Origin of the sequence: Skermanella sp. TT6 (genome assembly GCF_016653635.2) — a bacterium.
GTDB classification, from domain to species: Bacteria; Pseudomonadota; Alphaproteobacteria; order Azospirillales; family Azospirillaceae; genus Skermanella; species Skermanella cutis.
In genome coordinates this window covers 1,864,811-1,886,434 of record NZ_CP067420.1, presented here as the reverse complement: position 1 = coordinate 1,886,434, position 21,624 = coordinate 1,864,811, and the positions used below count along the sequence as shown (strand labels likewise).

At 69.3% G+C, this 21,624-nt stretch carries 21 protein-coding genes; 9 read left to right on the top strand and 12 right to left on the bottom strand.

Features of this window, described 5'->3' with window-relative positions:
- Positions 1-10: 10 nt before the first annotated feature.
- From arsJ to IGS68_RS36455, 3 genes are all read right to left on the bottom strand, one after another.
- The gene (arsJ, locus tag IGS68_RS08845) at positions 11-1,273 is read right to left on the bottom strand and encodes an organoarsenical effux MFS transporter ArsJ (RefSeq protein WP_201079049.1); all 1,263 of its coding nucleotides are present in this window, start codon (positions 1,271-1,273) and stop codon (positions 11-13) included.
- Between the two features lie 11 nt (positions 1,274-1,284).
- Positions 1,285-2,304, bottom strand: a complete 1,020-nt coding sequence (locus tag IGS68_RS08840) for an ArsJ-associated glyceraldehyde-3-phosphate dehydrogenase (RefSeq protein ID WP_201079047.1) — start codon at positions 2,302-2,304, stop codon at positions 1,285-1,287.
- 75 nt (positions 2,305-2,379) lie between these two features.
- Positions 2,380-3,315, bottom strand: a complete 936-nt coding sequence (locus tag IGS68_RS36455; RefSeq protein WP_201079045.1) for a metalloregulator ArsR/SmtB family transcription factor — start codon at positions 3,313-3,315, stop codon at positions 2,380-2,382.
- A 180-nt stretch (positions 3,316-3,495) separates the two neighbouring features.
- Between IGS68_RS36455 and eno the strand changes: the two genes are divergently transcribed.
- The 4 genes from eno to IGS68_RS08815 are packed head-to-tail and all read left to right on the top strand — an operon-like array spanning position 3,496 to position 7,810.
- Entirely contained in the window at positions 3,496-4,794 is a 1,299-nt protein-coding gene (eno, locus tag IGS68_RS08830; RefSeq protein WP_201079043.1) for a phosphopyruvate hydratase, read from the top strand.
- Positions 4,791-5,801, top strand: coding sequence for a phosphotransferase family protein (locus IGS68_RS08825; RefSeq protein WP_201079041.1), 1,011 nt, complete (start codon positions 4,791-4,793; stop codon positions 5,799-5,801). Before eno ends, IGS68_RS08825 begins: the two co-directional genes overlap by 4 nt.
- A 13-nt stretch (positions 5,802-5,814) precedes the next feature.
- Positions 5,815-7,281 carry a multicopper oxidase family protein gene (locus IGS68_RS08820; protein WP_201079039.1) on the top strand — a complete coding sequence of 489 codons (1,467 nt, stop codon included), beginning with the start codon at positions 5,815-5,817 and terminating at the stop codon, positions 7,279-7,281.
- 28 nt (positions 7,282-7,309) lie between these two features.
- Positions 7,310-7,810 (top strand): c-type cytochrome, encoded by a 501-nt coding sequence (locus tag IGS68_RS08815; RefSeq protein WP_247881243.1) that lies wholly within the window; start codon positions 7,310-7,312, stop codon positions 7,808-7,810.
- Here the strand turns inward: IGS68_RS08815 and fahA are convergent.
- Both fahA and hmgA read right to left on the bottom strand, forming a co-directional pair.
- Positions 7,791-9,068, bottom strand: coding sequence for a fumarylacetoacetase (gene fahA / locus IGS68_RS08810; RefSeq protein ID WP_201079037.1), 1,278 nt, complete (start codon positions 9,066-9,068; stop codon positions 7,791-7,793). The genes IGS68_RS08815 and fahA overlap by 20 nt on opposite strands.
- A gap of 12 nt (positions 9,069-9,080) precedes the next feature.
- Positions 9,081-10,388 (bottom strand): homogentisate 1,2-dioxygenase, encoded by a 1,308-nt coding sequence (gene hmgA / locus IGS68_RS08805; RefSeq protein ID WP_247881242.1) that lies wholly within the window; start codon positions 10,386-10,388, stop codon positions 9,081-9,083.
- A 203-nt stretch (positions 10,389-10,591) separates the two neighbouring features.
- On the opposite strand from hmgA, the gene IGS68_RS08800 reads away from it, so the two are divergent.
- Together IGS68_RS08800 and IGS68_RS08795 are read left to right on the top strand one after the other, a co-directional pair.
- Positions 10,592-10,993 (top strand): thiol-disulfide oxidoreductase DCC family protein, encoded by a 402-nt coding sequence (locus IGS68_RS08800; RefSeq protein ID WP_201079033.1) that lies wholly within the window; start codon positions 10,592-10,594, stop codon positions 10,991-10,993.
- On the top strand, positions 10,990-11,931 hold the full coding sequence (locus IGS68_RS08795) for an alpha/beta fold hydrolase (protein WP_201079031.1): 942 nt from the start codon (positions 10,990-10,992) through the stop codon (positions 11,929-11,931). The genes IGS68_RS08800 and IGS68_RS08795 overlap by 4 nt, the downstream gene beginning before the upstream one ends.
- A gap of 25 nt (positions 11,932-11,956) precedes the next feature.
- Here the strand turns inward: IGS68_RS08795 and IGS68_RS08790 are convergent, their stop codons facing one another.
- Together IGS68_RS08790 and IGS68_RS08785 are read right to left on the bottom strand one after the other, a co-directional pair.
- Positions 11,957-12,532, bottom strand: a complete 576-nt coding sequence (locus tag IGS68_RS08790; RefSeq protein ID WP_201079029.1) for a rhomboid family intramembrane serine protease — start codon at positions 12,530-12,532, stop codon at positions 11,957-11,959.
- Between the two features lie 82 nt (positions 12,533-12,614).
- Complete coding sequence (locus tag IGS68_RS08785) at positions 12,615-13,079, bottom strand: response regulator (protein WP_201079027.1); 465 nt, start codon at positions 13,077-13,079, stop codon at positions 12,615-12,617.
- A 234-nt stretch (positions 13,080-13,313) separates the two neighbouring features.
- Here IGS68_RS08785 and IGS68_RS08780 point away from each other — a divergent pair, with 234 nt between their 5' ends.
- The 3 genes from IGS68_RS08780 to IGS68_RS08770 all read left to right on the top strand — a co-directional run bounded on the left by IGS68_RS08780 (position 13,314) and on the right by IGS68_RS08770 (position 14,864).
- Positions 13,314-13,709 carry a CobW C-terminal domain-containing protein gene (locus IGS68_RS08780; protein WP_201079025.1) on the top strand — a complete coding sequence of 132 codons (396 nt, stop codon included), beginning with the start codon at positions 13,314-13,316 and terminating at the stop codon, positions 13,707-13,709.
- 160 nt (positions 13,710-13,869) lie between these two features.
- Positions 13,870-14,025: a hypothetical protein gene (locus IGS68_RS08775; protein ID WP_201079023.1), complete on the top strand. Its 156-nt coding sequence runs from the start codon at positions 13,870-13,872 to the stop codon at positions 14,023-14,025.
- Between the two features lie 14 nt (positions 14,026-14,039).
- The gene (locus IGS68_RS08770; RefSeq protein WP_201079021.1) at positions 14,040-14,864 is read left to right on the top strand and encodes a DUF1206 domain-containing protein; all 825 of its coding nucleotides are present in this window, start codon (positions 14,040-14,042) and stop codon (positions 14,862-14,864) included.
- A gap of 15 nt (positions 14,865-14,879) precedes the next feature.
- Here the strand turns inward: IGS68_RS08770 and IGS68_RS08765 are convergent, their stop codons facing one another.
- The 5 genes from IGS68_RS08765 to IGS68_RS08745 form a co-directional block, all read right to left on the bottom strand.
- Entirely contained in the window at positions 14,880-16,151 is a 1,272-nt protein-coding gene (locus IGS68_RS08765) for a D-amino acid dehydrogenase (protein WP_201079019.1), read from the bottom strand.
- Between the two features lie 55 nt (positions 16,152-16,206).
- Positions 16,207-17,577, bottom strand: a complete 1,371-nt coding sequence (locus tag IGS68_RS08760; protein WP_247881241.1) for an alanine/glycine:cation symporter family protein — start codon at positions 17,575-17,577, stop codon at positions 16,207-16,209.
- Between the two features lie 336 nt (positions 17,578-17,913).
- Complete coding sequence (locus IGS68_RS08755) at positions 17,914-19,593, bottom strand: serine protease (protein ID WP_201079017.1); 1,680 nt, start codon at positions 19,591-19,593, stop codon at positions 17,914-17,916.
- 179 nt (positions 19,594-19,772) lie between these two features.
- Positions 19,773-20,678, bottom strand: a complete 906-nt coding sequence (locus IGS68_RS36145; protein ID WP_201079015.1) for a terminase small subunit — start codon at positions 20,676-20,678, stop codon at positions 19,773-19,775.
- Between the two features lie 140 nt (positions 20,679-20,818).
- The gene (locus tag IGS68_RS08745; protein WP_201079013.1) at positions 20,819-21,595 is read right to left on the bottom strand and encodes a sulfite exporter TauE/SafE family protein; all 777 of its coding nucleotides are present in this window, start codon (positions 21,593-21,595) and stop codon (positions 20,819-20,821) included.
- Positions 21,596-21,624 lie beyond the last annotated feature (29 nt).

Genomic DNA, 21,624 nt, shown 5'->3' with positions numbered 1-21,624 from the left:
AGTCTCTCCTTCAGTCGCCGTCGGGAACAGCCCCCGCCGGCCGGGCGGCATGGCTCGCGTCCACATGGGCGCCGGTCGGCAGCAGCAGCACGAGGGCCGCCGATGCCGCGACCAGGCCCGCGGCGGTCACCAGGCAGCCGGCGAGGCCGAACCACTGGTAGGTCAAGCCCGACAGCAGGCTCCCCACCAGCCGCCCGCCGGCATTGGCCATGTAATAGAAACCGACGTTCAGCGCGACCTTGTCGGCATCGGTGAACGCCAGGATGAGGTAGGAGTGCAGCGAGGAATTCACCGCGAAGGCCACGCCGAACAGGCCTAGGCCGACCATGACCGCCAGGGCCGGGTCGACGCCCGCCCGCAGGGCCCCGACGAGCGCCAGCGGGATCACCGCGAGCACCGCCGCCCACAGGCGGGCGGCCCGCACCTCGGACGAGGTGCCGTCGGTGGAGCGCCGGACGATCGCCGGCGCCGCCGCCTGCACGAAGCCGTAGCCGATCACCCAGGCCGCCAGGAAGCCGCCCACCTGGGCAAAGGTCCAGCCGAGCTGGGCATAGAGGAAGATCGGAACGCCGACGACGAACCAGACGTCGCGGGCTCCGAACAGGAAGAACCGCGCCGCCGAGAGGATGTTGATCTCCGGCGACTTGGCGAACAGGCTGCGGAACCCGGCCTTCGCCTTGGACTTCCCGAAATCCCCCCTCAGCAGCACCATCGCCGCGATGAGCACCAAAGAAAGGGCCGCGGCCATCAGCCAAAGCCCCTGCACGAAGCCCACCGTGGACAGAAGCAGGCCGCCCAGGAAGAAGCCTACGCCCTTCAGCGCGTTCTTGGAGCCGGTCAGCAGCGCCACCCAGCGGAACAGCGTTCCCTCCGCGCCGGCGGGCACCACCAGCTTGATGGCACTCTTGGAGCTCATCTTGGTGAGATCCTTGGCGATCCCGGCCAGCCCCTGCGCCGCGACCACGTAGGCGACGGACAGGGCGAACTGCCACCCCGGGTCCAGCAGGGACAGCATGACCAGCGCCGCCACCTGGAGCCCCAGCCCGGCATGGAGCGTGATCCGAAGCCCCAGCCGCGAGCCGATCCAGCCGCCGATCAGGTTGGTGACGATCCCGAAGAACTCGTACAGGACGAACAGGAACGCCAGCTGGAACGGCGTGAAGCCCAGCGTGTGAAAATGCAGCAGGACCAGCATGCGCAGCGCGCCGTCGGTCAGGGTGAAGCCCCAATATGCCGCGGTGACGATCGCGTAGTCGCGCAGGGTACCGCCCATGTCCGCCCGCCTTAGCCGCGCCGCAGAGAGCCGGCCACCTTGGCTGCCAGCTCGGCGAGACGGTGGGCATAGCCAATCTCGTTGTCGTACCAGGCGAAGATCTTCACGGCGGTGCCGTCGACCACCAGGGTGGATGGGCCGTCGATGATCGACGACCGGCTGTCGCCGCGGAAGTCGATCGACACCAGCGGCCGGGACTCGAAGCCGAGGATGCCCTTCAGCGGGCCGTCGGCAGCCTCCTTCAGGAAGGCGTTGACCTCCTCGACCGTGGTCGGCCGGGCCACCTCGAACACGCAGTCGGTCAGCGACCCGGTCAGCAGGGGCACGCGCACGGCCAGTCCGTTCAGCTTGCCCTGGAGCTCGGGATAGATCAGTCCGATCGCCGTGGCCGAGCCGGTGGATGTCGGGATCAGCGACATCAGCGCCGAACGGGCGCGCCGCAGGTCCTTGTGCGGCGCGTCCACGATGACCTGGGTGTTGGTCGCGTCGTGGATCGTGGTGATGACCCCGTGGCGGATGCCGAGCTTTTCCTGGATCACCTTGACGACCGGCGCCAGGCAGTTGGTGGTGCAGGACGCGGCGGTGACGACGTGATGGCCGTCCGGGTCATACAGATGGTCGTTGACGCCCATGACGATATTCAGGGCGCCCGGCGTCTTGACCGGTGCCGCCACGATCACCTTGCGGGCCCCGCGGTCGAGGTGCGGGGTCACCGTCGCGGTCGTGACGAACTTGCCCGAGCACTCCAGCACCAGGTCGACGCCCAGGTCGGCCCAGGGAATACCGCCGGGCTCGCCGTGGTCGGTGAAGCCGACGCGCCGGTCGCCGATGCGGATGCCGCCGTCCTCGGCGGCGACCGGCACGGGCCAGCGGCCCTGGACGCTGTCGAATTCCAGCAGATGGGCGGCCGTTTCCGGGCCGCCCTTCACCTCGTTCACGTGAACGACGTCGAGCAGGCCGCGGTCTACGGCGGCCCGGCAGGCGAGCCGCCCGATGCGGCCGAAGCCGTTGATGCCGACGCGGATGGTCATGGGTCACCTTTCCGGCCCGCCGCCACTGACGAACCGTCCTGAAAAAGAATCATCGTGCGCGGAGCAGCCCTGCGATCAGCCGGCCGCCGCGACCTCGTCCTCGGACAGCCTGATCCTGCCGATCTCGGCCAGGCGGTTGCGCAGGCTGAGCTTGTCCAGCGCCTCCAGGCGCAGGCTCGTGAAGATCTTGATCCGGCATTCGAGCTCCAGGTAGGAGCGTTTGAAGACCTTCCGGATCCGTTCGTCGGATCCGACGAAGGCGGCGGGATCCTCCACGCCCCAGTGGGCGCTCATCGGCTGGCCGGGCCATGCCGGGCAGGGTTCGCTGGCCGCGCTGTCGCAGACGGTGAAGACGAAATCAAGCTCGGGCGCACCGGGTGCCGCGAACTCGTCCCAGCTCTTCGACCGGAGATGATCGGTCTTGTAGTTCAGCCGCTTCAGCAACTCGATCGCCTTCGGATGCACGGCGCCGCGCGGCTGGCTGCCGGCGCTGTAGGCGTTGAACCTCCCCTGCCCCCAGCGGGTCATGGCGCATTCCGCCATGATGCTGCGCGCAGAGTTGCCGGTGCACAGGAACAGGACGTTGTAGGGGCTCTCCAGGCTTGGACGTTCTGACATCGGAGCACTCCATGCTGCGGATTCGGCTAGGACTGGGCGCGCCCCGTACCGGTCCGGAGGACAGGCAGCCGCGGCGAGCGCCTGCAGCGACGGGCTGCAGACTTCAGGATTTCCCTGGCAGCAGTCCTCGGTCAGGAAGACCAGGAGGTCCCGCATGCCGTCGTAATTCGCGTTGTAGATGATCGACCGCCCGACCCGGCTGGAGGTCACGAGACCGGCATTTGCCATCAGCGCCAGATGGCTCGACAGCGTGTTCGGCGGCACTCCGAGCGTGCGCGCGATCTCCCCGGCCGGCATGCCCTCCCCGCCCGCCCTGATCAGCAGGCGGTAGACATCCAGGCGGGTTTCCTGGGCAAGCGCGGACAGGGAGGCTATCGCATGTTTCGTATCCATGATTCGAGAAATATCGAAATATGACCCGGGACGCAAGACGCAAGTTGCCGCCCGTCCGGAAGGCCGCCACGGAACCCGCCCCTGAACGTGCGGGCTTCGCACGCCGTGCCCCGATGTGGCACGGTGGCGGCATTGCCGTTCCGGCACATCCGGGCGCGGACCAGGACAACGGGAGGAAAGATGGCGAAGACCACGATCACGGCCGTGAAGGCCCGACAGATCCTAGACTCCCGGGGGCGGCCGACCGTCGAGGCGGACGTGATGCTCGAAGGCGGTGCCATGGGGCGGGCGTCGGTACCGTCCGGCGCCTCGACGAGCCGGAGCGAGGCGCACGAACTCCGCGACGGCGATGCAGCATCCTATTTCGGGCGCGGGGTGTCGAGAGCCATGGCGAACGTCGCGGAGGAAATCGCACCGCTCCTGCGGGGCCGGGACGCCGACGACCAGGCGGGAATCGACGGTGCCCTGCAGGCGCTGGACGGAACGCCGCGCCTGGAGCGCCTGGGCGCGAATGCGGTCCTGGCGGTCTCGCTCGCCATCTGCCGGGCCGCGGCGGAAGCCGGCCGCGAACCGCTCTATCGCCGCCTCGGTGCCCTGGCGGGCGCCGGCGACCCGATGCTGCCGCTGCCGATGGTGAACATCCTGAGCGGCGGGCTCCACGCTGGCCGCGGCATGGACGTGCAGGATTTCCTGGCCGTCCCCTTGAGCGCCGCGGACTATCCCACGGCGCTCCACGACATCATCCGGGTACGCGCCGCCGCCGAGGACGTGGTCGACCGCTATGGCGCGCCCGTGCTCCTCGCCGACGAGGGAGGGCTGAGCCCGGGATGCCCCTCGGCCGAGATCGCGCTGGGATTGATGGTGGAGGCGATCGAGCGCGCGGGCCTGACGCCGGGGCGGGACATCGGGATCGCCATCGACGTGGCGGCGACGTCGCTTCTCGGAGCCGACGGATCATACGCCCTTTCCCGCGAAGGGCGCTCCCTGGACAGCGCCGGCATGATCGAAACCGTCGCGGGATGGGTCGGGCGCTTCCCGATCGTGTCCGTGGAGGACGGCCTGCACGACGAGGACTGGAGCCATTGGCCGGAACTGACCCGCCGGCTCTCCCGCATCCAGGTGGTCGGGGACGATCTGTTCAGCACCAACCCGGAGCGGATCCGGCGCGGCATGGACCTCGGCGCAGCCAACAGCGTGCTGATCAAGCTCAACCAGAACGGAACCTTGACCGGCACGCTGGACGCGCTCGCGACGGCGCGGGCCGGCGGCTATTCGACCGTGGTCTCCGCCCGGTCCGGGGAGACCGGGGACAGCTTCATGTCCGACCTCGCGGTGGGCGCCGTCGGCGGACAGATCAAGATCGGCTCGGTCCGCAACACGGAGCGGCTGGAGAAGTACAACCAGCTCCTGCGGATCGCCGAGGAACCTGGGGTATCCTATGCCGGCGCGCGCTTCCTGGCCGGACGGAGGGGACCGTGACGGACTCCGATGCCGGCTTTCCCGAGGACATGCGCCGATTCCTCGCCGACCTCGGCATCCAGGGACAGGACCTGAGAGCCCGTCCGCTGACGGGCGGCGTGTCCTCCGACATCTGGTTCGTCGAGGTGGACGGACGCGCCGTCTGCATCAAGCGGGCGCTGCCGACGCTTCGGGTGGCGGCCCACTGGACCGCCCCAGTCGAGCGGAGCGGCTTCGAGTACGCCTGGTTCGAGAGGGTGCGAGAGATAGCCCCGGCGACGGTGCCGCCGCTGATCGGACGCCATGCCAGCGGCAACATGTTCGCCATGGCGTTCCTTCCGGCGGACCGTTACCCCGTGTGGAAAGCCCTGCTGCTCCGGGGCACGGTCGATGCCGCCTTCGCCGCCGCCGTCGGGGAGATCCTGGGGGCGATCCATGCCGGTACGGCCGGCGACGGACGAACCGCCGGGGCGTTCGCGACCGACGCGTCCTTCCACGCGCTCCGCCTCGAACCCTATCTGCTGGCAACCGCCCGCCGCCACCCGGACCTTGCCGACCGGCTGCAAGCGATCGCCGCGACGACCGGAACCACCAAATTGGCGCTGGTCCATGGGGACGTCAGCCCCAAGAACATCCTGGCCGGGCCCGAAGGCCCGGTGATCCTCGACGCGGAATGCGCCTGGTACGGCGACCCGGCGTTCGACCTGGCCTTCTGCCTGAACCACCTGCTCCTGAAATGCCTTCCGGTCCGCGACAGGACGGGCCTGCTCATGGATGCATTCGACCGGATGGCCGGCGCCTACCTGCCCCATGTGTCCTGGGAGGATGCGGCGGCATTCGAGAGCCGTTGCGCGGCCTTGCTCCCGGCGCTCCTGCTTGCCCGCGTTGACGGCAAATCGCCCGTCGAGTACGTGACCGGGGAGACGGACAGGGAAATCGTCAGGGGCGTTGCGCGCGGCCTCGTGGCCGAGCCGCCCGATCGGCTTTCAACCGTCAGGCACCGCTGGCTCGACGGCCTGCGGCATTGAGACAAGGGATAAGATGAGCCGGAACCCGCTGGTCCTTCCACTCACGCGCCGGAGCCTCCTCCTCGCGGGCGGCGCCGCCGGCGTGGCCTCGATGGTCCCGGCGCCCCTTCGCCCCGCAGCGGCCTTGGAGGCGACCCACACCCTGGCACCCGGCCCCGCACGGATCCGGATGGTCGGCGACGCCTACCCGGAGACGACCGTATGGGCCTATGACGGCCGGGTGCCCGGTCCGGAGATCCGCGTCCGCCAAGGCGACCGCCTGCGCATCGCGGTCACCAACCGGCTGGTCGAGGAGACGACCGTCCACTGGCACGGGCTCCGGGTCCCCAACGCCATGGACGGCGTGCCGCACCTGACGCAGCGCCCGATCGCTCCCTTCGAGACCTTCACCTACGAGTTCGATGCCGTGGATGCCGGGACCTTCTGGTACCACCCGCACCAGCGCAGCCACGAGCAGGTCGGCCGGGGCCTTCACGGCGCGCTGATCGTCGAGGAGCGCGAGCCGGTCACGGTCGACCGCGACCTCTGCTGGGTGCTGGGGGACTGGCGCCTGAAGGAGGATGCGTCGATCAGCAACGACTTCGGCGCCATGATGGACATGAGCCACGGCGGCCGGCTCGGAAACACCGTCACCGTCAACGGCCGCGTGCTCGACGAGGTGCCGGTGCGGGCCGGCGAGCGGGTCCGGCTGCGCCTCGTCAATGCCGCCAACGCCCGCATCTTCGGGCTGCGCTTCCAGGAGCACCGGCCGGTGGTGATCGCCATCGACGGCCATTCGGTCGAACCGCACGAGCCGGAGGACGGCCGCATCGTCCTGGCGCCCGCGATGCGCGTCGACCTCGTGATCGACATGACCGGCGCTCCCGGCGACCGGACCACCGTCATCGACGATTTCTACCCCGACCGCGCCTACCGGCTGCTGGACCTCGGCTACGGGCCGGACCGTCTGCGCGACAAGCCGCCGGACACGCCGGTCCGGCTGCCGGCGAACCCGGTGGCGGAACCCGACCTCTCCGCCGCGGACCGCCACGAGGTGACCCTGGGCGGCGGGATGATGGGAAGCATGGCCGGAGCCATGGTGGATGGGCGCATGACCGACATGCGGACCCTGTTGCGCCAGGGCATGGCCTGGGCGATCAACGGCGTTTCCTCCGGCGGTGCCGACCGGCACGGCGGCGGGGATGCCGGGCATGTCATGGCCCCGATCCTCACGGTCGCGCGCGGCCGGACCTGCGTGATCGCCATGGCGAACGAGACAGCGTGGCCCCATCCGATGCACCTGCACGGCCACACGTTCCGGGTGCTGTCGCGGAACGGCCGTCCGACCCGCTTCAGGGAGTGGCAGGACACCGTCCTGCTGGCCCCGCGGGAACGCGTCGAGATCGCCTTCGTCGCCGACAATCCAGGTGACTGGATGTTCCACTGCCATATCCTCGAGCATCAGGCCGCGGGAATGATGAGCACCATCCGCGTCGCCTGAGCCGGCCTACCTTCGGAGGAGAACCGCCATGCCTGTCCCGTACGTCCGAAGTCGGATGACGCGGCGCCGCCTGGCGGCGTGGGGCGGGGGCGCCGCGCTGGCGCTCCTCGCGGTGGTCGGCCTCGCCGTCTGGATGCAGGCACCCGAAGATGCCCGGATCGATCCGGCGGACCCCGCCCAGGTGGCCCTCGGCCAGGCCGTCTATGCCGGTAACTGCGCGTCCTGCCACGGCGCCGCGCTGGAGGGGCAGCCGGACTGGCGCGAGCGGAAGCCCGACGGCAGGCTGCCCGCCCCGCCCCACGACGTCTCCGGCCACACTTGGCATCACCCGGCCGAAACGCTCTTCGGCATCATCAAGGACGGAATGGCCGCGCACGCCCCTCCCGGCTACGAGAGCGACATGCCCGCGTTCGGCGGCACGCTTTCCGACGAGGAGATCCGGGCGGTGCTGGCATTCATCGCGAGCCGCTGGCCGGAGAACGTCCGGGCCCGCTGGATGTCCGCCGGCATCAGCCGAGGGCCGGCGTGACGCGCCCGGTGACTTCGCCGAAGCCGATGCGGTAGCCGTCGCCCTGGCACCAGCCGGTGATGGTCACCTCGTCCCCGTCCTCCAGGAACGAGCGTTCGCCGCCTCCCGCCAGGGCGAGCGGGTTCCGGCCGTTCCAGGTGAGCTCCAGCAGGCTGCCGAAGCTGTCCGGCTCCGGGCCGCTGATCGTGCCGGAGCCCATCAGGTCGCCCACGCGGGTGTTGCAGCCCGATATCGTATGATGGGCAAGCTGCTGCGCCATGCTCCAGTACAGGTGCCTGAAGTTCGTCCGGCAGACCGTGGTGGCGTCGGCGTTTCCGTCGGGCCGCAACGCGACCTCCAGGTGGAGGTCGACCGACGCCTTGTCGACTTGGCGGAGGTAGGGCAGCGGCTCCGGGTCCTGCGGCGGGCCGGGCACGCGGAACGGCTCCAGCGCGTCCAGCGTCACCACCCAGGGAGAGATCGAGGTCGCGAAGCTCTTGGCGTTGAACGGCCCGAGCGGCACGTATTCCCACTGCTGGATGTCGCGGGCGCTCCAGTCGTTCATCAGCACCATGCCGAAGATGTGCCCCTCCGCCTCGTCCACGGGGATCGGCTCGCCCAGCGCGTTGCCCCGGCCGACTATGAAGGCGGTTTCCAGTTCGATGTCGAGCTTGCGGCTGGGGCCGAAGCTCGGCTGATCCGCGGTGGGCTCCTTGGTCTGGCCGTTGGGCCGGCGCACCGGCGTGCCGCTGACCACCACCGAGCTGGCCCGGCCGTTGTACCCGACCGGCAAGTGCAGCCAGTTGGGCAGCAGCGCGTTCTTCGGGTCCCGGAACATCGAGCCGACATTGGTGGCATGTTCCCTGGACGAATAGAAATCGGTGTAGTCGCCGACCTCGACCGGCAGGTGGGCGCGCGCACCGGCCATCGGCACCAGGGCGCGGGCGCGCAGGGCCGGGTCGTCCCGCAGGATCGGGCTATCGTGGCGCAGAAGCTCGCTGACACGCACCCGCACCTGCCGCCAGGCGTCACGTCCCAGCGCGATGAAAGGGTTCAGGCTGCGCCGGGCGAACACCCGTCCGCCGGACGGGTCCGCGGCCAGCAGGCCGGCCTCCTCCAGCGCCGCCAGGTCGAGGATCCGGTCACCGATCGCGACGCCGACCCGCGGCGCCCGGTCGGCATCGGTCGAGAACACCCCGAAGGGCAGGTTCTGGATCGGGAAATGGCTGTCGGGCGCCACCTCCACGAAGGACCTCAGGATAGGATCGTTGGGATGCATGTCGGCTGCTCCTCAGCGGCGTCCGGGATCGAAATGCTTGCGCAGCCGCGTCCCGTAGGTGCCGTAGTCCTGCTGAAGCTGCTCCAGCCCGGCGGCGAAGGCGGTGACCCGCTGGGGAAAGCGCGTCTCGAACATGAAGGCCAGGGTGCCTTCCAGCTTATGAGGTTTCAGGTCGGCATTGCTCGCCGCCTCGAAGGCGTCCGCATCGGGCCCGTGCGGCAGCATCGTGTTGTGCAGGGAGAAGCCCCCCGGCACGAAGCCGCCCCCGGTCTTGGCGTCGTAGACGCCCTGGATCAGCCCCATGAACTCGCTCATGACGTTCATGTGGTACCAGGGAGGGCGGAAGGTGTTCTCTGCCACCATCCAGCGCTCGGGGAAGATGACGAAGTCGATGTTGGCGGTGCCCGGCGTCTCCGAGGGGGAGGTCAGCACGGTGAAGATCGAGGGGTCGGCATGGTCGAACAGGACGGGGCCGACCGGCGAGTAGCGCCGCAGGTCGTACTTGTACGGCGCGTAGTTGCCGTGCCAGGCGACCACGTCCAGCGGCGAGTGGGCGATCTCCGTCACCCATAGCAAGCCGCCCCACTTCACGGTCAGCCTCGACGGTGCGTCGCGGTCCTCGTAGGCCGCGACGGGGGTGAGGAAGTCGCGCGGGTTGGCGAGGCAGTTGGCACCGATCGGGCCGCGCTCCGGTAGCGTCAGGCTGCCGCCGTAGTTCTCGCACAGATAGCCGCGGGCCGGACCGTCCGGCAGTTCGGCCTTGAATTTCACCCCGCGCGGGATCACGGCGATCTCGCCGGGAGCGATGCCGATGGTGCCGAACTCGGTGCGCAGCCGCAAGGCGCCCTGCTGGGGCACGAACAGCATCTCGCCGTCGGCGTTGTAGAAATACTCGTCCTCCATGGAACGGGTGGCGAGATAGACGTGGGCCGCCATGCCGGTCTGGCTGCCGGCATCGCCCGCAGTGGTGATGGTCCGCACCCCCTCCACGAGCGAGAGCGGCTCCGAGGGGATCGGCACCGGGTCCCAGCGCAGGGGTGACGGCGGGATCTCGACCTCGACGCAGGGTGCCGTGCGCCATGGGCCGGCGTCGGCCCTGGCGAACCTGCCCCAGTGAGCGACGGTCGGCCGGATGCGGTACAGCCAGGAGCGCTCGTTGGACGCGCGCGGCGCCGTGAAGGGCGAGCCGCTGAGTTGCTCGGCATAGAGGCCGTAGGCGCAGCGCTGCGGCGAGTTGCGGCCGATCGGCAGGGCGCCGGGCAGCGCTTCGGACTCGAAGCCGTTGCCGAAGCCGGATTGGTAGGCCAGTTCGGTTGCCATGGGTGTTCCTCCGATCATCGTTTTCCCGCAGGAGCGGTTTCGCGATCGCCCCTTCGATCCCCTTGGATAATCATGTGGGACGGTCATCCGGCTTTTTCCCGGCTTCGGTGCGACGAGGATACCGGATACGGATCCGATCGGAACCCGGCGGTCATCGATGCGTCCTCCCTGGACGGCGGCCCGCAGGCGCCCATGTCTCTGTCATGAACGCGCCTCGCTCCTCCCCTCCCGCCGCGACCGTCTACTATGACGGCGCTTGCCCGATCTGCTCGCGGGAAATCGCCTTCTACCGTCGGCGCGACATGGAGGGCCGCATCCGCTGGCAGGACCTGCGCCGGGAGCCGGTCGACCAGACCCGGGACGGGATCGGCCAGGAGGCGGCGCTCGCCCGGTTCCATCTGCGCCGGGCGGACGGCACGTTGCTTTCGGGCGCCGCGGCTTTCGCCGCCCTCTGGTCGATGATCCCCGGTTTCCGGGGTCTGGCATCCCTGGCGCGCCTGCCCGGCATGATCCCCGTGCTGGAGCGCGGCTACCGGCTTTTCCTGCGCCTGCGCCCGCTGCCTTCAGCCCAGGGCGCCTGCCCGGACGATCGCTGCGGAACATGAGTCTTCCTGGGACCGGGAGCTTCGGCTGGACGGCGGCAGGCATCCTGCTTGCGGCCCTGGCCGGCGTCGGCCTGTGGCTCTGGACCCCTGACAAATCCAGGGCTGAACTGGAGGCCCGGTATCTCGATGCGCCGGCGGACCTGATGGAGGTGGCCGGCTTGCGCCTGCATGTGCGCGACCGCGGCCCCCGGGACGCCCCGGCGATCATCCTGCTGCACGGCTTCGGGTCGAGCCTGCACACCTGGGAGCCGTGGGCCCGGGATCTTTCGGCCGATTACCGGGTGATCCGCTTCGATCTTCCGGGTTCGGGCCTGTCGGAGCCGGACCCCACGGGGGACTACACGATCGGACGCAGCATGGAGATCCTGCAGGCCCTGATGGACAGGATCGGGATCGGCCGGGCGAGCCTGGTCGGCAACTCCCTGGGCGGGAGGATCGCCTGGAACTTCGCGTCGCGAAGCCCCGAACGCGTGGAAAAGCTCGTGCTGATCTCTCCCGACGGCTTCGCCAGCCCCGGCGAGGAATACGGGCGGAGGGTCGAGATACCCCTCCCCCTGAAGCTGATGCGCTACGCCCTGCCCCGCATCCTGCTGAGCATGAACCTGGCCCCGGCCTACGGCGATCCGGGCAGGATGACGGATGCCTATCTCGACCGCTACCACGATCTGATCCGGGCACCCGGCGTCCGGGACGCGATGATCGCCCGGATGGAGCAGGCGATACGCGAGGATCCCGTGCCCCTGCTGCGGCTCGTCCGCGCCCCGACCCTGCTGCTGTGGGGCGAGAAGGACGCGCTGATCCCCCTCACCAACGCCGAGGACTACCTGCGGGTGCTGCCCCGCGCGACGCTGGTGCGCCTGCCCGGCATCGGCCATGTCCCCCAGGAGGAAGCTCCCGCCGCCTCCTTGGAGCCGGTGAAAGCGTTCCTCGCCCGGTGAGCGCGCGGTGTCCCGGCGACGGGCGTCAGGAGCGGCGGGATACCGGATGACGCGGAGCAGGGGCGGAACCGGCGCGCATGACGACGCCGAGGACCACGCCGAGCACCCCGCCCAGGATGTGCGCCGTCTGGGAAATGCCGTCGTCGGCGAACAGCGCCATCACCTCGCGGCCGAGATAGAGGGCGGCCACCAGCAGAACCGTGACCGGGATCGTGCCGGACCGCCCCGCCAGCATGGCGGTCAGCATGATCAGGCAGAACACGGTCCCGCTGGCGCCGATCAGGGCGCCTCTCGGGTCCAGGACGCACTGGGCCAGCCCGACCGACACCGACGCCGTGACCAGGATGGCCAGCATCCTGAAGGAGCCGAAGCGGTCCTCCAGCAGAGGTCCGGTCAGCAGGATCACCACGAAATTGGACAGCAGGTGGGTCATGCCGCCATGGGCCAGCGTCCAGGTCATCAGGGAGATGAGGAAGTCGCCGTCCCACGGCCGGATCGGCCCGTGGATCGCCAGCTTTCCCTGCACCGGCAGGACGGTCGCCGCGACGGCGGCCAAGGTATAGCAGACGGTCACCGGCGCGTTAAGTTCGATCCTGGGCAAGGCGGCACCTGGGCTGTGATATCCAGCCGAGACCATAGATAATCCAGCGGCCGCCGTCACCGGGGAGTCGGCGCCCCGGCGATCAGGATGCGGCCAGGACGGCCTCCTGTCGCTCCGTCGGGGATTTCTTGCGCAACGCGGCGGCGACGGAGTTCAGGACGGCATTGACGCGCACGGGCTTGATCAGGATGTCCGACGCGTATTCCCGCCCGTCCAGGGCCGCCCTCTGGTAGTCGGAGGTGACGAAGATGATTTCCACTCCCATCGGATGCAGCTCGGCCGCGACCGATATGCCGTCGATGGCACCCGCCAGCTCGATGTCGAGCAGCGCCAGGTCCGGCAGGTCCTGGAACGCCGCGCGGAGCGCTTCCTCGCCGGTATCGACCGGTCCCAGGACGGCGTAGCCTTCCCTTGCCAGGATGGATGCCAACCCCACGGCTATCAGGTGATTGTCTTCGCAGACCAGGATGCGCTGCGCGATGGACCGTTCCGTGCTGGCGGCGATGTCTACATTAAAAGGCATCTGGGCGACCCCCATGCTGAGCATGACCTCCGGGATTTGGCCCCCAGAATGCGCCCTGGAATGTTAACCAAACGTTAGCCATAAATTGTGACTCATTGAAACTATTCCTCGTGCCCTTCTCCGCGGTTCAATACCTGCGCGACCTGGGCGTCCTGGGTGGAGCCAACGGCCAGGGCACGGTGTTGCTATGCAGGGAGTTGCGAAAAGCAGGCGCTTCCCGTCCGCACCCGATCAGAAGCCCGCGGGGGAGAAAGTCCAGTGACACGCACCGTCGTACTCAGCACCGGCGGTACCATCGCGTCGCGCTACGGCGCGGACCAAGAGTCCGTGGTGAGCGACGTGGCGGGCTCGACGCTCGGCTCCCTCGCCCCCGGCGTGCCGGTCGCGGCGGAGGAGTTCTCCAACCTCGGAAGCTACCGGATCGACCTGCCGACCGCCTTCGAGCTGGTTTGGCTCTCGATCCGGGGAGTGGACACTCCCGTCGTCGTCCAGGGAGTGCAACATCTGATCCACAAGCCGGTTCATCTCGACGCCTGGCCCGACGGCATTCCCGGCACGCGGATCGTCGTCATCGCCCAGGGCCTGGACCCGGCCGTCGTCCGGCGATCCTTCAAGGCCTTCGTTGATGTTCCGGCCGGGCAGGACGCGACCTGACGTTTTCGACCCCGACCGCCCCCTTATCCGGCCGGCGTGACCGGCTGCCGATCACCACGGAGGCGAGCGGCGTACGACTTTCGTTTTCACCCCCCAAAGCGCAACGATCGACGGATTTCCCGGTTGAAGGATTGAAGCGAACTTTAGGGGAATGCGATCCATGCGTACCATGAAAATCGTTCTTGCCGCCCTGGCCCTCCCGGTGCTGCTGGCCGCCTGCGGATCGGACGACACGGTGACGGAGCGGACGACGACGACTCCGGGCACCTACTCGGACACCGTGACGACCGAGCGCAAGACGACGATCGACGACTGAGCCGGCGGACCGTGATGGGCAACCTGGCTCGTTTCGAGTCCCTGGCGCGTCTCGGCTACGGCGCCCGCGGAGTCGTCTATGTGCTGGTCGGCTGGTTCGCCATGATGGCCGCGATCGGTGCCGGCCAGCTGACCGATACGAAGGGCGTGCTGCGCGAGATCCTTCAGCAGCCCTTCGGCAAGGCGCTGCTGGCGGTCGTGGCACTCGGGCTGGTCGGCCACGCGGTTTGGCGGGTCGCCCAGGCCTGGTTCGACCTGGACGGGCACGGCGCCAAGGCCAAGGGGCTGGCGGTGCGGGGAGGCCTCCTGGCGAGCGGGGCGATCCATGTCTCGCTCGCCTTCTTCGCGGTCTCCCTGGTGCTCGGCTGGCAGGGGCCGGGATCGGGAGGCGGCGGCGACGGAGCCCAGGACTGGACCGCCTGGCTGCTGTCCCAGCCCTTCGGCCGCTGGCTGGTGGGCGCCGTCGGCGTCGCCGTCCTGGGAGCCGCCGCCGGGCACTTCGTGAAGGCCTGGAACGCGTCGTTCCGCCGCTTCCTGAAAGCCGATCCGAAGGCGATGGAGATGATCTGCCCGATCGGCCGGATCGGCCTCGGCGCCAAGGGCGTCGTCTTCGTGATCATCGGCATCTTCTTCCTGACCGCCGCCTGGCAGTCCGATTCTTCGGAATCGGGCGGGCTCGGCAAGGCGCTGCAGACGCTCCAGGAGCAGCCCTACGGCGCCTGGGTGCTCGCCGTCGTCGCCGTCGGCCTGTTCGCCTTCGGCATCTACAGCGTGATCCAGGGGGTCTACCGCCGGATCGACTGTCCGGATGTACTCGCCCGCCTGGACGTCCCGGCCTGACGGCCGCCGCGCCGGTCAGGCGGCCGTCCGGGTCTGCAGGACGGGCGGATCGGCCGGCAGGGCGAGGGCGATCTTCTCGGCGACGATCTGCGCGGTGGCCGCGGAGAGCGTCCAGCCGAGATGGCCGTGGCCGGTGTTGTAGAAGACCCCCGGGCGACGCCCCGCGCCGACGCGCGGCATCATGTCCGGCATCATGGGGCGGAGGCCGCTCCACGGCTCCACCCGGCCGGTATCGACCTGCGGGAACAGGCCCCGGGTCCAGTCGACCAGCGGCCGGATCCGGTCGGCGCGGATGTCGCGGTTCTCGCCGTTGAACTCCGCCGTGCCCGCGACGCGCAGGCGGTCGCGCCCCAGCCGGCTGGTGACGATCTTGGCCTTGTCGTCCAGCAGGCTGACCCAGGGCGCCGCCGCGCGGCTGGCGTCGTCGTCGAGATGGACGGTGATGGAGTAGCCCTTGACCGGATAGATGTTCACCCGGTCGCCGACCATGGCGGCGAACTTCCGGCTGGCGACGCCGGCGCAGATGACGACGCCGTCGGCCACCAGCTCGTCGCGGGACGGGCGGGCCGCGCCGTCGGCGCCGGACCAGGCGACCTTGACGCCGGTATCCATGTGCTCGATCCGCTCCACCGCGGCATCGTGGACGAAGCGGACGCCGAGGCGGGCGCACGCCCGGGCCAGCCCGCGGGTGAACTTGTGGATGTCGCCGGTGGCGTCCGAGGGCGTGAAGAAGCCGCCGTGGAAGTCGCCAGGGAGCGCCGGCTCGATGGCGCGGATCTCCTCGGCGGTCACCGGGCGCCGGTCCAGCCCGCCCTCCACCAGCATCTCGTTGACGCGGGCCGCGTGCTCGAAGCCCTTGCGGTCGCGGTAGAAGTGCAGGATGCCGCGGGTCTCCAGGTCGAAGTCGATGCGCTCCTTCTCCGCCATGGCGAACAGGTGGCGCCGCGCCTCGATGGCGAGGCGGGTGGTCGCGACCGTGTTGGCGCGGTAGTGGCGGATGTTGCCGACGAACTCGGCCATCCAGGAATATTTGTGCCAGTTGGGCGACGGGTTCATCAGGAGCGGCGCGTCGCCCTTGAGCATCCAGGCGAGGCCCTTGACGACCGTGGACCAGTGGTTCCAGACCTCCGCGTTGCTGGCGGAAAGCTGGCCGCCGTTGGCGAACGAGGTTTCCATCGCGGCGTAGCGCTGGCGGTCGAACACGGTGACGGCGTAGCCCTTGCCGGCGAGGGCGTAGGCGGTGGTCACGCCGGTGATACCGGCGCCGATGACGGCGATGTGGCGCATGAAAGTTTCTCCGGTGCGCAAGAGGGCTTTGTCGATCGCTCGCTTCAGGGCGGGACTATTCCGCGGCCACCAGCCTGCCGTCGGTTTCCCGCGCGAAGTATTCGCGGCTCAGCTTGACGATCACGGGCGACAGCAGCAGCAGCGAGATCAGGTTGGGGATCGCCATGAAGGCGTTGAGCGTGTCGGCGATCAGCCAGACGAGGTCGAGCTGGGCCACGGCGCCGAGGAACACCGCCAGCGTCCAGCAGATCCGGTAAGGCTTCGCGGATCTGGTGCCGACCAGGAATTCCCAGCACTTCTCGCCGTAGTAGGACCAGCCCAGGATGGTGGTGAAGGCGAAGACCGCGAGCTCGACGGACAGGAGATACTGGCCGATCCCCGGCATCGCCGCCTCGAACGCCGACGACGACAGCACGGCTCCGGACTGGCCGCTGTTCCAGACGCCGGACACGATGATCGCCAGGCCGGTCATGGTGCAGACGATGAGGGTGTCGATGAAGGTGCCCATCATGCCGACCAGGGCCGAGCGGACCGGGCTGCGCGTGGTGCCGGCCGCCTGGGCGATGCCGGCGGTGCCGAGGCCGGCCTCGTTGGAGAAGATGCCGCGGGCGACGCCGTAGCGCATGGCCGCCCAGACCGCGGCGCCGGCGAAGCCGCCGCTGGCCGCGACCGGGGTGAAGGCGTGGGTGAACACCAGGGAGATCGCCTCGGGCAGCCGGTCGGCGAAGACGACCAGGACGAACAGGGCGCAGAGCACGTAGCTGACGCACATAGCCGGGACCAGCGCCTCCGCCACCCGGCCGATCCGCTTGATGCCGCCCAGGATGACGGCGCCGGTGACGACGGTCAGGACGACGCCGGTAAGCCAGACCGGAACGCCGAAGGTGTTCTCCGCGACCCCGGCGATGGCGTTGGCCTGCACCATGTTGCCGATGCCGAAACCGGCGAAGCCGGCGGTCAGCGCGAAGGCCACGCCGAGCCAGCGCCAGCGCGGGCCGAGGCCGTTCTTGATCGCGTACATCGGCCCGCCGACATGCTCGCCCTTGTCGTCCACCTCGCGGTAATGGACGGCCAGAAGGACCTCGGCATACTTGGTCGCCATGCCGACCAGCGCGGTGCACCACATCCAGAACAGGGCGCCCGGGCCGCCGAGGGCTATGGCGGTCGCGACGCCCGCGATGTTGCCGGTGCCGACCGTCGCGGCCAGCGCCGTCATCAGGGCCGCGAAGGGGCTGATCTCGCCGTCTTGCGCGGATCCCGCCTTGCGGCCCTGCCAGACGAGCCTGGTGCCGTAGCCGATCTTGGCGAGCGGCATCAGCTTGAGCCGCACCTGCAGGAACAGGCCGGTGCCCAGGATCAGCACCAGCATGGGGACACCCCAGACAACGCCGTTCAAGGCGTTGAGGCCTTCGGTGAAAGCTTCCACGTTTCCTCCGACTGAATCTTTGTTCTGTTTCTTTGTTCAGTGTTCCGGGAAGGCCGGGCGGACCTGCGGGCGACCTGGATCGCCGGCCCGGAACCGGTCTTCGTTAACCGGAATTCAGCAAACGCCGTGCCACTCCGGAAAACGCCGTGTTACGGCGCTTTCCCGGGCGGCTTGGGGGCTTATGGGTGTATGCGGAGGTTTACGCCGCCACCGCGCAAAGAGGCCGGAGGCGAGGAAGTGTGCGAAGAATCAGGGGCTTACCCAAGCTGTACGCCAGGGCTTACAGCGTATACGAAGATGTACAGGCGGATGCTGCCCGCCTATCGATGCACCGTTTCAGCCCCCCATGGATTTTGCCATGTTCTGGCGGATAGACTGTATCCAAACCCCTTCGTTCGCCTCGTGGAGGCCGGACTGCCCGTTCAGCTTGCGCATCTCCTTCCCGCCGCGGCAATGCAGGCCGATGACCCGCCACCCCTGCCCGGCGAATACCGGGCTGCCGGAACTGCCGGGTTGCGTGGGGGCGCGGTACTGCAACAGGCAGCGGTCGGCCCGGCTGGGCCGGCCGGCGGTCGGCCCCTCGTGGTCGAGCAACCGGTTGTCCTGAAGGGAGAAACTGAGGTCGCCTCCCAGGGGATGGCCGATGATGTAGACCCGCTGGTCTGCAGCCAGGAAAGGCAGGCCCTTCGAGATGGGACAGGGTTCGACGCCGTGCGGCGTCCCGTCCAGCCGCAACAGGGTCGCGTCGAGATCCAAGGGAGAGGAACTCCAGACCACTCCAGCCACGCCATATTGCGGTGCGGAAAAGCCAGGTTCGGCCGCGGCCTCGAAAGTGACCGCCGCCTCTTCGCTGCACAGGTCGGCGCAGTCCTCGGGATTGTCGCTGACCACATGGGCATTGGTCAGCAGGAAACTCCCATCTCCGAGGGACTGGTGCAGGTCGCTGCCGCGCAGCAGGAAGCCGGTCCCCCTGCCCCGCCCGTCCGGAGCGCGGATCATGGCGACCGCCCGCGCCCGTTCCATGCCCATACGCATCCACTTGTAGGTGGTTGAACCGGTATCGCCCAGGACGCGCTCGAAGGTGCTTGGATCGGCACCTTGCATCCCCTGCACCTGACCGGGCGTGAGGCTGATGCGGCCGTCCTCGCGCCGGAGCAGTTCGGCCCGGAGCACGGACAGCAGCGCGCCGCCCTGCCCGCCATAGGCCCCGAGGTCCCATACCTCGGTGAGCTGGCGCAGGGTGCCGGCGATGGCGAAGGCGTCCACGTCCTGCGCGGCCAGGTACTTGCCGAGCCAGCGTTCCGCCCCGGGCCAGTCCTCCAGCGCGATGCAGGCCTCGGCGGCGGTGGCGTAGTCCCAGGCGGGCAGTACCTCCGTCCAGCGCTGGCCGATATGGTCCCTGATGCGAGCGGCCAGCTGCGCGGCGTCGGGCGCGTTCGGGACCCGGATGCCGTCCCGCTCGGCGCGGCGCAGAAGGGCGACCACGTTGACGCCGTGCCAGACCCGCTCCGCGTCGGCCTCGTAGATCCTGTTGTACCACGCGACGGACTGGCCCAGCGCCGACTCGCCCATGCCCAGCCGGCTGCCCCGGGCCTCGACGAAGATCTGCTTGTAGGTGCGGCCGAGCAGTCCGCATGTCTCGGGATACTCGACCCGGTCGTTGCGGGCGCGCTCCTCCAGCCGTTTCAGCAGGTCGAGGGCGGGGATGAGTTCCCCCCGGTCGATCAGCGCCTGGGCGTATTGGTGGTAGACGAAGTGCGAATCGCAGCCCATCCGGATCATCGCGTCGGCGAACCGTTGCAGGGTGCCGAAATGCCGCCAGCGCCGCAGTTCCCCGAGAACCCTCTTGACGAGGGGCGTGGCCGGCGGGTCCGACTGGCGCCGCAGATGGGCGACCAGGATCTCGGCCGCCTCGTCCAGCCGCGCGGCATCCAGGTTGCGGGCCGCGTCGAGGACGTCATCGACCATTTCCGGCAGGTCCGGCGGTTTGGCAAACCCGGTTGTCGCTGGGGTCATGGACGTTCCTTCGTCGGGTAGGCCCGGTGGCGGGCTGGCGCCTTATGGGCGTCGGGCGATCACCATCCAGGCTGCATGTCATCCGACGCTATATTCTTTTCAGGGAATTTTCCAGAAATCGATCCTCTTCTGCGTGCGCTTCGCTGTCCCGTCGCGGGTCTGGTGGCCGGGAAAGCCGGTCAGCCGCAGAGGCTGTCCGCCAAGCTCGGCCCTGCGGCGGCAAGCGCGCGGAGGGTGGGATGGGCGCTGCCCGGCTTGGCGGCGGAAATGATGCCGGGGGACGGCCCGAACGCCGGGACGGAGCCGGCCAGCGACGTCGAGCAGAGGAGCGCGGACAGGTCGGAGGTCAACAGTTGCAATTCCCGCGCAAGGTCATCATCGGTCATCATTCCGGACGGCGCCGCCGGCCGTGCGGCTGCGGATCGGGACGCGCCGGGCTCCGGGGACGCCTGCGGTGCCGGTTCGGCAGGCTGTGCCGGAGCGGTCGCGGGAAGCTCGGCGGGCGTGGACGGTACGGAAGGTGCCGAAAGGTCATCATCGGTCATCATGGCGGCGTTGCCGGCCTCCTCCGCCGCGGGTTCCCGCGTGGAGCCGGGACGGAAGCGGAGGGGGTCGAGTTCCTCCTCCGGGTCGGCGGCGAGCTGTTCCAGATCGGCGTCGGGATGGGGCCGGTTGTCGAGGCAGCCGTTATAATGATGGGCGATCCGCTTGTCCTGGATGACGCCGCACAGCTTCAGGCCGAACTCGACGGCGCGGAGCGCCACCCCCAGGCGCTTCGTCTCCAGGGCGTCCTCGATGATGCGGGCCACCTGCCGGTCGGCATGGTCGAGGCGCGCCTGATGGTCTGCCCTCCGGGCTGCCCGGATCTCGTCGATCCGCACCCGGATTTCCGGCTGGCGCATCAGGAAGGCGCCCCGCTGCTTGGCGCCGTTCCCCGAATAGCCCGCCTGCCGCGCCGCCTCCGCCCCGCCGACGCCACCGGCCATGGCGTGGCAGAAAGCTTCCTGACGCGAGGTCAGCAGCGGCCGGGAGGATGCGGCAGGCCGGGACTTGGCGGTGGGTTCGGCGGGGGCTGGGGCGGACATGGCGGGGGCCTTTCGGGACGCGGAAGAGGTTGTGGATTATTATCCTATAACCATGACTATAATCAAGCCGAACATCTCGCGTCGGTCCGATCGCATCCGCGGGCCGCGTGGCATGGCGTGGCGGGAGAATCCGCTTGTCTTCAAAGCAGCGGTCGCAAGGCCAGATGCCCGCCCAGCGCCAGCAGTCCCAGGAAGAAGCAGCGCCGGAAGGTTTCGGGCCGCACAAGGGTCCGCACCCGCTGGCCGAGCGCCATTCCGGCAAGCGCCGGGACCAGGGCCAGCAGCGACGCCCCGGCCACGGCCCCGTCGAACGCGCCGCCTTCCGCCAGCCCCGCCGCCATCGCGACCGTGGAGGTCAGGAACGACAGGCCGAGCGCCTGGACCAGATCGTCCCGCCGAAGCTCCAGCGCCTGGAGCCACGGAACCGCCGGGATCACGAACACGCCGGTGGCGGCGGTGACCGCGCCGGTAGCGGCACCGACCAGGAGCGAGAATCGCCCTTCCACCCCGTGGGGAACCGTGAACCGCGCCCGGGAAAGCCCGAAGCACGCATAGGCCAGCAGGGCGACGCCCAGCGCGGCGGCCGCATGGTCCGCTTCCCCGCCGGCCATCAGGCCCGCGCCGGCCAGGGTCGCGGCCCAGGTCCCGATGCAGATGCCGACCAGCATCGGCCAGAGCCGCCGAAGCAGCACCCTGAAGCTGGGACCCGCCGCCAGTTGCCAGACATTGGTCACCAGGGACGGTACCACCAGCAACGCCGCGGCTTCGGCAGGCGGCATGACCAGACCGAGCAGGCCGATGGCGACCGTCGGCAGGCCGAGCCCGATGACTCCCTTCACGAAGCCGGCGATCAGGAAGGCGATGGCGGCGATGATGGTGCCGATGGTGGTGATGGTAGCGATGGTGGTGGTGAACATGGGTCCTCCGGCTGTGCGCGGCCTGCGCG